General features: G+C 58.7%; 11 protein-coding genes. 8 read left to right on the top strand and 3 right to left on the bottom strand.

All coding sequences use genetic code 11. From position 1 onward, the window contains the following. Positions 1-102 precede the first annotated feature (102 nt). The 4 genes from M8013_RS05265 (at position 103) to M8013_RS05250 (ending at position 4,063) form a co-directional block, all read left to right on the top strand. Complete coding sequence (locus tag M8013_RS05265; RefSeq protein WP_032610935.1) at positions 103-378, top strand: metal/formaldehyde-sensitive transcriptional repressor; 276 nt, start codon at positions 103-105, stop codon at positions 376-378. A 29-nt stretch (positions 379-407) separates the two neighbouring features. Then, positions 408-1,526 (top strand): S-(hydroxymethyl)glutathione dehydrogenase/class III alcohol dehydrogenase, encoded by a 1,119-nt coding sequence (locus tag M8013_RS05260; protein WP_271266760.1) that lies wholly within the window; start codon positions 408-410, stop codon positions 1,524-1,526. A gap of 191 nt (positions 1,527-1,717) precedes the next feature. Continuing rightward, a complete protein-coding gene (locus tag M8013_RS05255; protein WP_271266759.1) occupies positions 1,718-3,415 on the top strand; it encodes a methyl-accepting chemotaxis protein in 1,698 nt (565 codons plus the stop codon). Between the two features lie 180 nt (positions 3,416-3,595). Continuing rightward, positions 3,596-4,063 carry an energy transducer TonB gene (locus tag M8013_RS05250; protein WP_271266758.1) on the top strand — a complete coding sequence of 156 codons (468 nt, stop codon included), beginning with the start codon at positions 3,596-3,598 and terminating at the stop codon, positions 4,061-4,063. A gap of 34 nt (positions 4,064-4,097) precedes the next feature. Here the strand turns inward: M8013_RS05250 and M8013_RS05245 are convergent, their stop codons facing one another. Then, on the bottom strand, positions 4,098-6,482 hold the full coding sequence (locus M8013_RS05245) for a glucose/quinate/shikimate family membrane-bound PQQ-dependent dehydrogenase (RefSeq protein WP_271266757.1): 2,385 nt from the start codon (positions 6,480-6,482) through the stop codon (positions 4,098-4,100). A 266-nt stretch (positions 6,483-6,748) separates the two neighbouring features. Continuing rightward, entirely contained in the window at positions 6,749-7,672 is a 924-nt protein-coding gene (locus M8013_RS05240) for a LysR substrate-binding domain-containing protein (RefSeq protein WP_271266756.1), read from the bottom strand. A 273-nt stretch (positions 7,673-7,945) separates the two neighbouring features. On the opposite strand from M8013_RS05240, the gene hglS reads away from it, so the two are divergent. Both hglS and M8013_RS05230 read left to right on the top strand, forming a co-directional pair. Next, positions 7,946-9,289, top strand: a complete 1,344-nt coding sequence (hglS, locus tag M8013_RS05235) for a 2-oxoadipate dioxygenase/decarboxylase HglS (protein WP_271266755.1) — start codon at positions 7,946-7,948, stop codon at positions 9,287-9,289. A gap of 41 nt (positions 9,290-9,330) precedes the next feature. Then, entirely contained in the window at positions 9,331-10,839 is a 1,509-nt protein-coding gene (locus M8013_RS05230; protein ID WP_271266754.1) for a carboxylesterase/lipase family protein, read from the top strand. On the opposite strand, the gene M8013_RS05225 is transcribed toward M8013_RS05230, so the two are convergent. Further along, positions 10,826-11,668 carry a LysR family transcriptional regulator gene (locus tag M8013_RS05225; protein ID WP_271266753.1) on the bottom strand — a complete coding sequence of 281 codons (843 nt, stop codon included), beginning with the start codon at positions 11,666-11,668 and terminating at the stop codon, positions 10,826-10,828. The two genes, M8013_RS05230 and M8013_RS05225, sit on opposite strands and share 14 nt — an antisense overlap. A 111-nt stretch (positions 11,669-11,779) precedes the next feature. Between M8013_RS05225 and M8013_RS05220 the strand changes: the two genes are divergently transcribed. Both M8013_RS05220 and M8013_RS05215 read left to right on the top strand, forming a co-directional pair. Then, complete coding sequence (locus M8013_RS05220) at positions 11,780-12,949, top strand: pyridoxal phosphate-dependent aminotransferase (RefSeq protein WP_271266878.1); 1,170 nt, start codon at positions 11,780-11,782, stop codon at positions 12,947-12,949. Positions 12,950-12,960: 11 nt separating this feature from the next. After that, positions 12,961-13,734, top strand: coding sequence for an ABC transporter substrate-binding protein (locus M8013_RS05215; protein WP_271266752.1), 774 nt, complete (start codon positions 12,961-12,963; stop codon positions 13,732-13,734). Positions 13,735-13,853: the final 119 nt, after the last annotated feature.

The raw sequence follows: 13,853 nt of genomic DNA, 5'->3' as shown, positions 1-13,853 counted from the left end.
CACTTTCTGAGCGCCAACCCCTGATACCCTCAGCAATATCCCTGTTTACATGACGCGGCAAAATGACATAGTATACCCCCCTACAGTATCCAGGAGGCCACCATGCCACATTCCCCTGAAGATAAAAAACGCGTCCTGACTCGCGTGCGCCGCATTCGCGGGCAGGTTGATGCCCTGGAGCGGGCGCTCGAATCCGGCGAACCCTGCCTTGCCATCCTGCAGCAAATCGCCGCCGTGCGCGGGGCCGCCAATGGCCTGATGGGCGAGATGGTTGAAATTCACCTCAAAGATGAGCTGGTGACCGGCGAGACCACGGCCGACCAGCGGGCAGTTCGCATGGCGGAAGTCGGCCATTTGCTGCGCTCTTATCTAAAATAAAAACCTGACATCACTAAAAGGAAAGCAAGATGAAATCACGTGCTGCTGTTGCATTTGGCCCAGGCCAGCCGCTGAAAATTGTCGAGATCGACGTCGCCCCGCCAAAGAAAGGCGAAGTGCTGGTCAAAATCACCCACACCGGCGTGTGCCACACCGATGCGTTCACCCTGTCGGGTGACGATCCGGAAGGCATCTTCCCGGCGGTGCTCGGACACGAAGGCGGCGGCGTGGTGGTGGAAGTCGGCGAGGGCGTCACCAGCCTGCAGCCGGGCGATCACGTCATCCCGCTGTACACCGCTGAATGTGGCGAGTGTAAGTTCTGTAAATCCGGCAAAACCAACCTCTGTCAGGCGGTACGCGCCACCCAGGGTAAAGGCCTGATGCCGGACGGCACCACCCGTTTCTCCTACAACGGCGAGCCGATCTACCACTACATGGGCACCAGCACCTTCAGTGAATACACCGTCTGTGCAGAAATCTCGCTGGCGAAAGTGAACCCACAGGCACCGCTGGAAAAAGTCTGTCTGCTGGGCTGCGGCGTCACCACCGGGATTGGTGCCGTACACAACACCGCCAAAGTGAAAGAGGGCGATACCGTAGCGGTATTCGGTCTGGGCGGGATCGGTCTGGCCGTTATTCAGGGTGCAGTGCAGGCCAAAGCCGGTCGTATTCTGGCAGTGGACACCAACCCGGAGAAATTCAAACTGGCCGGTGAACTGGGCGCGACCGATTTCGTCAACCCAAATGACTACGACAAACCAGTGCAGGACGTGATTGTTGAGCTGACCGACGGCGGCGTTGACTTCAGCTTTGAATGTATCGGCAACGTCAACGTGATGCGCGCCGCGCTGGAGTGCTGCCATAAGGGCTGGGGTGAGAGCATCATCATCGGCGTAGCGGGCGCAGGTCAGGAGATCAAAACCCGTCCGTTCCAGCTGGTTACCGGTCGCGTCTGGCGCGGTTCGGCATTTGGCGGCGTCAAAGGTCGTAGCCAACTGCCTGGCATGGTTGAAGATGCAATGGCGGGTAAAATTCAGCTCGACCCGTTCATTACCCACCGTCTGCCGCTGGAGCAGATCAACGAAGCGTTTGACCTGATGCACGCCGGGAAGTCCATTCGCACCGTTATCCATTTCGGCGATAACTGATTATTCTGTCAGCAATTTCTGTTAAAAATCCTTCCCGCTGCCGTTCGCCGGTAACGGGGGGGACATTTCTTTAATAATCATTTCTAAAGTGTGAACTGGATTCTGTTTTAGCCATAATCAAATCCAGTGTATTGCCGATGACTATTTTACAGGCGTGCTTCTGCGCATCTACCTATAAGAGAGTCAACGGTATGGAAAAAAAATCAACGGTGCGGGCGCAGCAAAAACTGGGTTTCCTGCATCAAATTCGGTTGCTTCCCCTTATCTCCTCCATTCTGGGCGGCATTATTCTGCTGTTCGCACTCAGTGCCGGATTGGCGGGCTATTTCATGCTGCAGGCCGACCGCGATCTGCAGGACGTCACCGCCGAAATTCAGGTGCGCACCGGGCTGTCGAACAGCTCAAACCACCTGCGCACTTCGCGTATTAATATGATCCACGCGGGTGCCGCCAGCCGTATCGCCGAAATGGATGCGATGAAACTGAACATCGCGGAAGCAGAAAAACGGATTAAGCAGTCTCAGGACAGCTTTGCTCTGTATATGAACCGCAGCGTGCGCACCCCGGCGGATGAAGCGCTGGATGAGGATCTGAAAACCCGCTTCCAGGCATACATCGACGGCATGCAGCCGATGCTGAAATATGCCAAAAACGGCATGTTTGAAGCCATCATCAATCACGAAAATGAAGAGGCGCGTCCGCTGGATGATGCCTATAACGAGGTGCTGCTGAAGGCGGTTAAAATCCGTACCGATCGCGCCAATCTGTTAACCGAAGACGCACATACCCGCACCCAACTGGGGCTGATGTTTATGGTGGGTGCCTTTGGTCTGGCGCTGGCGCTGACGGTGGTGACCTTTATGGTGCTGCGTCGCACGGTGATCAACCCGCTGCAGCGTGCGGCACGCCGTATCGAGCATATCGCGAAAGGGGATCTGACTCTCGCCGATGACCTGACCGGGCGCAGCGAAATTGGCCGCCTGACGCACGATCTGCAAACCATGCAGCACTCGCTGGTGAAAACGGTGGGCACGGTTCGCCAGGGTGCGGAAGAGATCTATCGCGGCACCAGCGAAATCTCGGCAGGCAACACCGACCTCTCATCCCGCACCGAGCAGCAGGCGGCGGCGATTGAAGAGACGGCCGCCAGCATGGAACAGTTAACGGCGACGGTAAAACAAAACGCCGACAACGCCCACCATGCCAGCAAACTGGCGGAAGATGCCTCCGGTAAAGCCAGCCGTGGCGGCCAGATGGTCTCCGGGGTGGTGAAAACCATGAGCAACATCTCCAGCAGCTCGAAGAAAATTTCTGAAATCACTGCAGTGATCAACAGCATCGCCTTCCAGACCAATATCCTGGCACTGAACGCCGCCGTCGAAGCCGCCCGTGCCGGTGAGCAGGGCCGTGGTTTCGCGGTGGTCGCCAGCGAAGTGCGTACCCTCGCCAGCCGCAGCGCCAACGCCGCGAAAGAGATTGAAGGCCTGATCAGCGAATCGGTTTCCCTCATTGATCAGGGCTCCGGCGAAGTGGTTGCGGCCGGTAACACGATGGGCGAGATCGTCGATGCGGTAAGACGCGTCACCGATATCATGCTGGAGATCGCAGCCGCCTCTGACGAACAAAGCCGTGGCATTGTGCAGGTGAGCCAGGCCATCTCCGAGATGGATAAAGTGACCCAACAGAACGCCTCGCTGGTGGAAGAAGCCTCTGCCGCAGCGGCCTCGCTGGAAGATCAGGCTGCCCGCCTGACTGAAGCGGTAGGCACGTTCCGTCTGCACGGCACCACTCAGGCCCGCAGCAGCAGTAGCAATACCATCCCCCCAGCCGCACCGGCTTCACCGCTGCGTCCGGCGGTAGTGGATGGCGATAACTGGGAAACCTTCTAAGCCGTTAGGTTCTGTGCCTTGCAGGGTGGCGCTGCGCTTACTACCCGGCCTACGATCCCGTAGACCCGTGCAAGCGAAGCGCCGCCGGGCAGCAACGGTAAAAAAGGGTTCATGTTTCGACATGAACCCTTTTTTTATTCCCCGCTATGATCGTTATAAAGACGCAAGAGGAGCAAAGCGATGCAATCAACCATACGAAGGGTGCAAATAATCTGCGCGGCAGGGTTACTGGCCGGGTGTGCGTCCGGCGGGAGCGTGGGGATCGGCGGAGTAGGCATCGGTGGGGGTGGCGGCAACGGCGGGGTGGGCGTCGGTTTATCCTTTCCGGTAGGCGGTAGCGCGTCGACCGCAGATAACGCACAGGCAGACTGCGACGGCGATGTGTATCGGGTCCAGCCCCGTTACCCTGAGCAGGCCGCGGCGCAGCGTTATTCCGGTAGGGTGACCGTCTCGTTTAACGTCAAGCTGAACGGACGCGCAGCAGACTATCAAGCGGCAGGCGATAAGCCCTTCTTTGAGGAGACGAAACGGGCCGTGATGCGCAGCTGCTGGCCGGCAGGGGTCAGTCAAAATCTGGTGGCGAGTTATCAGAACGGGAAAACGGCAACCTGGATCGAAAACTCGCTGTCCGGCACGCCGCAAAGGTAAAAAAAACCGGCCACATCAGTGGCCGGTTGCGTGGTTACTTTTTATCAGGCAACGCGTAGGCGATGATGTAATCGCCACGGTCCGGCGACTGGCGTGCGCCCCCGGCGTTGATGATGATGTACTGCTTGCCGGTTTTCGGTGACACGTAGGTCATCGGGCCGGACTGGCTGCCCACTGGCAGACGTTCTTTCCAGATCTCTTTCCCGTTGGCGGTATCAAACGCACGCAGGTAGAAATCCTGGGTCCCGGCAAAGAACAGCAGGCCAGACTGGGTAGAGAGCGATGCGCCCAGGGTTGGCATGCCAATCGGGATGGGCAAGTGCATACGGATACCCAGCGGGCCGGTATCTTCAACCGTTCCCACCGGCACCTGCCACACCAGCTTGCCAGACTTCAGATCCACCGCCGACATCGTGCCGAACGGCGGTTTCTGGCACGGAATGCCCAGCGGCGACAGGAAGCGCTCGCGCATCGCACCAAACGGCGTACCGTCCATCGGCACAATCCCCATCTCAATCCCGCTGGCGTTTTTGGCAACATTGGCGCGTGGCACCATGTAGTTCGCCAGCCCCAGACGCATATCGTTGACGAACATCAGGCTGTTGTTCGGATCAACCGAGACGCTACCCCAGTTCATACCGCCCAGCGAACCCGGGAACTGCAGGGAGCGATCCAGACCCGGCGGGGTGTAGACGCCCTGATGGCGCATCTCTTTAAACTGGATGCGGCACAGCAGCAGATCGACAGGGGTTGCGCCCCACATGTCGGATTCGGTCAGGGTCTGGTTGCCGATCATCGGCATGCCCAACGAGTACGGCTGGGTAGGCGAGTAGCGCTCGCCTTCGATGTTCCCGGCCGGAACCGGACGCTCTTCCACTTTCGCCACCGGCTCGCCGGTTTCGCGGTTGAGCATAAAGATCATGCCCTGCTTGCTGGTCTGCACCAGCACCGGGGTGGTGTGGCCATTGCCGTCCGGCAAATCGTACAGCAGCGGTTGAGAAGGCAGGTCAAAGTCCCACAGATCGTGGTGAGTGGTCTGGAAATGCCAACGCACCTGTCCGCTGGTGGCGTCCACCGCCACAATCGAGGAGCTGTATTTATCATCCAGCTCGGTACGTTCTCCGGCATAAAAGTCCGGGGTGGCGTTGCCGGTCGGGAGGTAAATCAGGTTCAGCTTCGCGTCGTAAGACATGGCTGACCAGACGTTTGGCGTCCCACGAGTGTAGGTCTGGCCTTCTGGCGGCAGGCCGGTGATGTTCGGGTTGCCCGGATCCCAGGCCCAGGCCAGCTGGCCGGTGTGCACGTCATAGGCGCGCACCACACCCGGTGGTTCACCGGTGGAGAAGTTATCGGCCACGCGGCCGCCAACAACGACGACATTGCCCGCCACCAGCGGGGTTGAGGTCTGCTGATAGTAGCCTGGTTTGATCTCACCCATGCCCACACCAAGGTCGACCGAGCCGTGGTCGCCAAAGTCTTCGCACAGCTTGCCGGTGTCGGCGTTGATGGCAATCAGGCGCGCATCGGTCGTCGGCAGGAACAGGCGACGCGAGCAGGCCGCAGGCTGGGTATCGACCTGTGACGTTGTCACGCTGGAGGTGTCTTCAAAATAGCCCAGACCGCGACAGCGCTGCCAGTTTGGCGCGGTCGCTTTTGAGTCGTAGCGCCATTTCTCCTTCCCGGAGTCGACGTCCAGCGCCAGCACCTTACTGTACGGGGTGCAGACAAACAGGGTATCGCCAATCTGCAGCGGGGTGTTCTGGTCTTCTGCGCCAGAGCCGTTGCTCTGTGGGATGTCACCCGTGTGCGCCGTCCAGGCCACTTTCAGTTGGTTGACGTTGTCTTTATTAATCTGGTCCAGCGCGGCAAAACGATCGCCGTGGGTGGTATTGCCCCAGTGCGCCCAGTCCTTCTGCTGTTCGCCCGATGCCACCGGTTTAACCGGTACCGGCTCGCGGGCGCTGACCAGCGTTTGTGGTTTGAACATCCAGCCCACGCTGACCAGCATCACGACGGCCAGTACGGCGGCCAGCGCAAAGGCCGGGGTTTTGTTCACTGGCCCGCTTTGCTTCGCTGCGCGCAGGAACGGCCAGACCACGGCGGCGAGGAACGCCAGCACCGCGAAGGTGAACAGGCGCGAGAACAGCGGCCAGAAATCCCAGCCCGCGTCACTTACCGCCCAGAACAGCGAGGCGATAAACGCCACCGCGTACAGCACAATCCCACCGGGACGGTTGCGGGCGATCAGGAACGCGGCAATCAGCATCACCACGCCCATGATCAGGAAATACCAACTTCCCCCCACGGTGGCGAGCTTAAAGCCCAGTCCACCGACGGCCAGCCCGATGATGACCATCAGCCCAACCAGCAGCCACTGCAGGATCCGGGGGAACCCACGTAGCGAATTACCTAAAGCCATTTCTGTCTCCTGAAACCCCTTTTCTCTGGCAAGATCCGAACCAAATGGATAACAAAAGAAAAGGATTATGATGAAATATGCGAATTATTCCGCTGCAAGGCGGCGTGATTATCACCGGGTTGTTATTCGAATGAACCATTTGGTGAAATCGGCGGGTATGATAAATCTGTTAAATTGTTTGATGCAATTGTTAATGAATGATTTCGCATTATTTGAGTAACGGAAACAAAAAGCCCGTCATCAAGACGGGCAGGCAGGAAGTGTGATCACACAGGCATAGATTTACGAATTGCGCTTAGCAGCGTCTGGGCGGCGGTGGAAAGGGGGGCCTCCACGCGCGTTAATACCCCAATCGGTTCGCCGGGACCTGGGGTGGTCACCGGCAGGGCGACCAGCGAACCCTGACGCAGATCGTCTTTCACTGCCCCGGACGGGACAAACCAGACGTAGTCGTAGTCGACGGTCAGCTGGCGCGAGAGCGACGCCGACAACGTTTCAATACAGCCCGCAGGCAGTTTACACCCCTGGGCCTGTAGCAGGGTTTCTGCGGTCTGGCGCGGAACGGTGCCTTTTGGTGACACCACCACCGGCCAGTCCATCACCCGGCTCAGGGTCACGGTGTCGTTGAGGATCGGGTGGCGCGGACGCACCACCAACTTCAGCGATTCCAGAAACAGCAGTTCGTAATTCAGGCCGCTCATCAGCTCCGGGTCCGACATTCTGCCGATCCCCAGATCCAGCTCCCCGGACTTGAGCCCCGCCAGCAGCATGGTGTTATTCATGGTGGCCACCTGCAGGGTGATGTTGCGCTGCTGCTTATGAAACTGGCCAATCACCGCCGGCAAGATGCCCAGCGCGGCGGTGGGCAGGGCGCCGATGCGCACCACGTCGGCAGGCTGATCGTTGCGGCGCGTCAGGGACTGGCCCGCCGTGTTCAGGGCGTCGAGCACTTTGACGGCGTGGGTCAGAAATTGCTCGCCGACGAGGGTGAGCTGGGCGCCTAACCGTCCACGGTCGAACAAACGTGTGCCGGTGAGTTGTTCCAGCTCGTTCAGTGTTTTGGACAGCGCAGGCTGGCTAAGGTTAAGAGTTTCAGCCGCGCGCCCCAGCGTTCCCTGTTGAGCGACGGCCACAAAAGTGTGCAAATGGCGCAGACGAATGCGCTGACTAAACAAACCATTTTTTTCCATAGGCGATGTTAAGAACAGAGAGGTTAGAGTGACAAGCAAAGTTGTTTAATTTTGCTAACCGGCTAGCAAAATATTATTAACATTTGATCTATTTGAGTAACAAGTGTTTTTCGGCAATCACGGCAATTTATCGTGCTAATGCCCAAAGCGATGAATACCCGGTAAATCTGCAAATGAGAATCGCTCCATCCAGATCACAATTTGTAAATTCTTCCCGCCGCCGTTCATGGCCTTCTCTACACTCCAGGTAATATTCACTGGAGGCATGACATCATGGCGAACACCATCACGGCTGATGATATTCGGGAACAATTTTCGCAGGCTATGTCGGCGATGTACCAGCAGGAAGTTCCGCAGTACGGCACCTTACTGGAGCTGGTAGCAGATGTGAATCTGGGGGTGCTGGAGAACAACCCGAAGCTGCACGAACAACTGGCCAATGCGGACGAACTGGCCCGCCTAAACGTCGAACGCCACGGTGCCATCCGTGTCGGGAGTGCTCAGGAGCTGAATACGCTGCGTCGCATGTTCGCCATTATGGGCATGTACCCGGTCAGCTATTACGATCTTTCCCAGGCCGGTGTGCCGGTTCACTCCACTGCGTTCCGCCCGGTGGATGATGCCGCCCTGTGCCGCAACCCGTTTCGTATCTTTACCTCGTTGCTGCGCCTGGAGCTGATTGACAATGTGTCGCTGCGCGAACAGGCGGCGGCGATCCTCGACCGGCGCAGCATCTTCACCCCGCGCTGTATGACCCTTATCGCCCTGCACGAAACGGAAGGGGAATTTACCGATGCCCAGGCGCAGGAATTTGTCTACGAAGCGCTGGAGACCTTTCGCTGGCATCGCCACGCCACGGTTGACCAGCAAACCTATCTGGCGCTGCACAATGAGCACCGGCTGATTGCCGACGTGGTGTGCTTTCCCGGCTGTCACATTAATCACCTGACCCCGCGCACGCTGGATATCGACCGCGTGCAGGCGTTGATGCCGGAATACGGTATCGAACCGAAAGCGCTGATCGAGGGGCCGCCGCGCCGGGAGATGCCGCTGCTGCTGCGCCAGACCAGCTTTAAAGCGCTGGAAGAGCCGGTGTTATTTGAAGGGGAGAATCGGGGTACCCACACCGCACGCTTTGGTGAGATTGAACAGCGCGGGGTGGCCTTAACGCCAAAAGGACGCGAGCTGTACGACCGCCTGCTGGCCGAAGCCGGAACCGGCAAAGACAATCTGCTACATCAGATGCATTTGCAGGAAGTGTTTCAGGAATTTCCCGACAGCGACATCTTTCTGCGCCGTCAGGAACTGGCGTACTTCCGCTACCGTCTGACGCCCGCCGGGGAGTCGCATCGCCAGGCGTTCAGGCCCGGAGACGATCCACAGCCGCTGATTGAGCGCGGCTGGGTGGTCGCCCAGCCCATCACCTATGAAGATTTTCTGCCGGTGAGCGCGGCGGGGATTTTCCAGTCCAACCTCGGCAATCAGACTCAGGCCCGCACCCACGGCAACGCCAGCCGGGAGGCCTTTGAGACGGCGCTCGGTTGCCCGGTGCTGGATGAGTTTACGCTGTATCAGGAGGCCGAGGAGCGCAGCAAACGGCGTTGCGGTTTGCTCTGAACACGGTACTCTGCGGGGTGAGACGTTAACAGAAGGTCAGTATGGATAACCCCTCCACCCCAATTATTACTACCCGCCAGGGCATGCTGCTCGGCATCACTGATGGCGATGTGCAGGCCTGGCGCGCCATTCCCTATGCCGCGCCCCCGGTGGGCGAATGGCGCTGGCGTTCGCCCCAGCCGGTGGCGAGCTGGGACGGCGTGCGTCCGGCCACCACTTTTTCCGCCTCCTGCTGGCAGAGCAGTGACTATTGCCAACTGCTGGGCGGGGGCGATCCCGGCCGTTTCTCGGAAGATTGCCTGTATCTGAACGTCTGGTCGCCGGTTCGACGCAACACGCCATTGCCGGTGATGGTGTGGCTGCACGGCGGCGGCTTTACAATTGGCGCAGGGGCATTACCGCCCTACGACGGCAAAGCGCTGGCGCAGCGCGAGGTGGTGGTGGTGACGCTGAACTACCGGCTGGGCCATCTGGGTTTCTTTGCCCATCCGGCGCTGGAAGGGGAAGAGGAGCGGGTGGTGCATAACTTTGCTCTGCTCGATCAGATCGCCGCCCTCGAGTGGGTACGCGACAATATTGCCGCCTTCGGTGGCGACCCACAGAATATCACCCTGTTCGGCGAGTCCGCCGGGGCGCGCAGCGTGCTGTCATTGCTGGCCTCGCCGCGGGCGTTGGGGCTGTTTCATAAAGCGATTGTCCAGAGCGGTTACACCCTGCCGGATACCCCGCGCGAGCAGGCGCTGAGTAAAGGCGAAGCGCTGGCGACCCATTTCGGGCTCGACAACGCCAGCGCAGAGCAGCTCCGGGCGATCCCGGCGGAGGATTTCTGGCCGCTGACCGCGCCGCTAAACGTGGCACCCACCCCGATTGTCGGCGACTGTGTGCTGCCGGAGCCGATGCTGGAGGTCTTTTTTGCCGCGCGCCAGCATACGGTGCCGATCATGATTGGTTCGAACAGTGATGAGGCCAGCGTGATGGCGGTGTTCGGCATCGATCTCGCCGGGCAGATCCAGAAGCTGCGTAAGGCACAGCGCTTAGGCCTGGGGCTGATAAAACTGCTCTATCCGGGGGTGAAAGGTGATGAGGCGCTGGGTCGCCAGGTGTGCCGGGATATGGCCTTTACCACGCTTGGATTTGTGGTGATGCAGGCCCAGCGGCGGGTCGGGGAACCGTGCTGGCGCTACTGGTTTGACTATGTAGCCGAAGCCGAACATGACACCTACGCCAACGGGGCATGGCACGGCAACGAAGTGCCCTACGTGTTTGATACGCTGACCCTGGCCGAGCCTGCCCGGCAGTACGTGAATGCCAATGACCTGGCGTTCTCAGCGCAGGTCGCGGATTACTGGGTCAACTTTGCGCGGTTCGCCAGTCGCGACTGCGACACGCTGAATGGCCCGCTGCGCTGGCCTGCCTGTCACCACCGGCGGGACGTGCTGCTGCGCATCGGATTGAATAAACATGCAGGTTTTAAGCTGGAAAAGCGCTTTATGCGCGCCCGACTGGCGCTGTTTAAGCGAGTGATGAAGCACCACGTCAGCCTGGACTGAGCAGGCAATGCCTGAACGCCGCCAGCCCGGCGGCCTTCCCACGTGATTCGCGCAGCACCAGCCGATAGCTGGCTCCGGTTTTCACGCTGCTGGCGTAAGGCCGCACCAGCCGCCCGGCGCGGATATCCTCCTCGACCAGTGTTTCGTCGGCAATGGCCACGCCAAGCCCCTGAATGGCGGCGGTGATCGCCAGATCCATGGTGTCGAAGTGTTGATTTTTGTGCATGACAGGCGGCTGGACGGTCTGTTTTTCCAGCCACAGTGACCAGTCGGTCTTATCCCGCGTCGGGTGCAGGAAGGTCAAACTATCCACGGCAGAACTCTGGCGCAAGGGGCTGATGACCGGGGTTAACGCCTCTTCAAACAGCAAATCGCCGGCGCTGAGCTGGGTGCCGAACACTATCGCGGCATCGTAAGATTCAGTTTTAAAATTGACGCTGTGATCGTTAGTGGCGGTCAGGGCAATTTGCAGCTCCGGCTGGTCGCGCTCGACCTGCAGCAGGCGTGGCACCAGCCAGCGCACCGCGCAGGTGGGCACTTTCACCCGCACCACGGTCTGCTGCGCCCGGGCCTGATCCGCCACCGTCAGGAAATGCTCATACGAAGCACGCAGATCCGGCAGCAGGGCGCTGCCCTGGGGGGAAAGACGCAGCCCGCGGGCATGACGCTCAAACAGCGGAAAGCCGAACCAGCTCTCCAGTGCGGCAATCTTGCGGCTCACCGCGCCCTGGGTCAGGCACAGCTCTTTGGCCGCATGGGTCAGATTCAGATGGCGCGCGGTAACGATAAACGCCTCAACGGCAGTCAGGGGAAATGAACGACGCGACACGTAACCTCCAGGTATGATTTTTTATCATGGCTATTATGACAACAATTCGATTGTCGCGGCAACGGAGTTTGGGTTGAATAGTTATGCAATATCCACGAGAAGGGATTTATGATGACTCTGCGTACCCCGATACAGACCCGTTCCAAACTGCCGGACGTTGGCACGACCATTTTTACCGTTATCGGTCAGCTCTCCGCACAGCACAATGCCATTAACCTTTCTCAAGGGGCACCGAATTTTTCCTGCGATCCTGAACTGATTGCGGGCGTGCACCGGGCGATGCAGGCCGGACACAATCAATATGCCTCGATGACCGGGCTGGCGTCGCTGAAAGAGCGGATCGCCAGTAAAATCGCTGAGCTGTACGGTACACAGTACGATCCCGCCAGCGAAGTGCTCGTCACCGCCAGCGCCAGCGAAGGGCTCTATTCGGCAATCAGCGGGCTGGTTCACCCCGGCGACGAGGTGATTTACTTCGAGCCGTCGTTCGACAGCTACGCGCCGATTGTGCGTTTGCAGGGTGCGACGCCGGTGGCCATTAAGCTGACGGTGCCGGATTTTGCCGTCAACTGGGATGAAGTGCGCGCCGCCGTGACCTCGCGCACGCGGATGATTATCGTCAATACGCCGCATAACCCGAGCGGACAGGTCTTCTCGGCGGACGATCTGCAACAGCTGGCGGCGATCACCCGCGATACCGACATCATTATTCTCTCTGACGAAGTGTACGAGCACGTGGTGTTTGACGATGTGCCGCATCACGGCATGGCAACCCATCCGGGGCTTGCGGAGCGCAGCGTGATCATTTCGTCGTTTGGCAAAACCTATCACGTTACCGGCTGGCGCGTGGGGTACTGCGTTGCCCCAGCGGAATTGATGGACGAGATCTGTAAAATCCATCAGTTTTTGATGTTCTCTGCCGATACTCCTATGCAGCACGCTTTTGCCGAGCATATGGCCGATCCACAAACCTGGCTGTCGCTGGCGGCGTTTTATCAGCGCAAGCGCGATCTGCTGGTCAATCTGCTGGCGGAATCACCGTTCCGCCTGCTGCCGAGCGCCGGATCGTTCTTCCTGCTGGCCGATTACAGCCATTTCAGCGACGAGCGCGACAGCGAGATGGTGAAACGGCTGATTGTTGACTACGGTGTTGCCACTATCCCGCTATCGGCGTTTTACACCGACGGGACGGATAACAAATTAATACGTCTCTCTTTTGCTAAAGATGAGGCGACTTTACGGGCAGGTGCGCAGGCCCTGTGTCGGGTAAAACCACGCTAAGGAGTTCAGTTATGAAATTAAAAGCCTTCGTTGTCGGCCTGGGGTTGCTGTGTTCGTTTTCTTCCTTCGCCGCAACCGAGTTACGCTACGGCGTAGAAGCAGAATATCCGCCATTTGAGAGCCGCAATGCCGCAGGTGAGCTGGAAGGGTTTGATATTGATCTTGGCAACGCCATTTGCGCCGCAGCTGCGCTGAAGTGCAACTGGGTCGAAACTTCGTTTGATGCGCTGATCCCGGGCCTGGTGGCGAAGAAATTCGATGCCATCAACTCGGCGATGAACATCACCGATCAGCGCCGTCAGAGCATCGACTTTACCCAGCCAATCTACCGTATCCCGTCCCAGCTGGTGGGCAAATCGGGTAGCGCGGTGGACGCCACGCCAGAAGGGCTGAAGGGTAAAACCATCGGCGTTCTGCAGGGATCCATCCAGGAAACCTACGCCAAAGAGCACTGGGAAAAACACGGCGTCACCGTGGTGTCGTATAAAGATCAGAACATGGCGTGGGCCGATTTACTGAATGGCCGCATTGATGCTTCGCTGGTGATGTCTGCCGCCGGGCAGGCCGGGTTCCTGAGCAAGCCGCAGGGCAAAGGGTTTGGCTTTATTGGCAAACCGGTCTTAGATGACACCATCCTCGGCAGCGGAATCGGTTTTGGTCTGCGTAAAGGTGATGACGCAACCAAAAAACAGCTTGATGCCGCCATTGATAAAGTCCGCGCTGACGGCACCATCGACAAGCTCGCTCAGAAGTACTTCCCGGGCATCGATGTCAGCGTAAAATAAAACATTCATGACCTTTTAGCCCCTGTTGACGATGTCCACCAGGGGCTTTTTTAAACGTTTCTTTACCTGCGATTCAGGCAATTCCCCTCGACAGAAAAATCTTTCACGCTTTGCTGACT

Origin of the sequence: Silvania confinis (assembly GCF_025564085.1) — a bacterium.
Lineage (GTDB): Bacteria > Pseudomonadota > Gammaproteobacteria > Enterobacterales > Enterobacteriaceae > Enterobacter > Enterobacter confinis.
The sequence above is the reverse complement of the archived record's forward strand: the minus strand, read 5'-3'. Positions and strand labels throughout refer to the sequence as shown.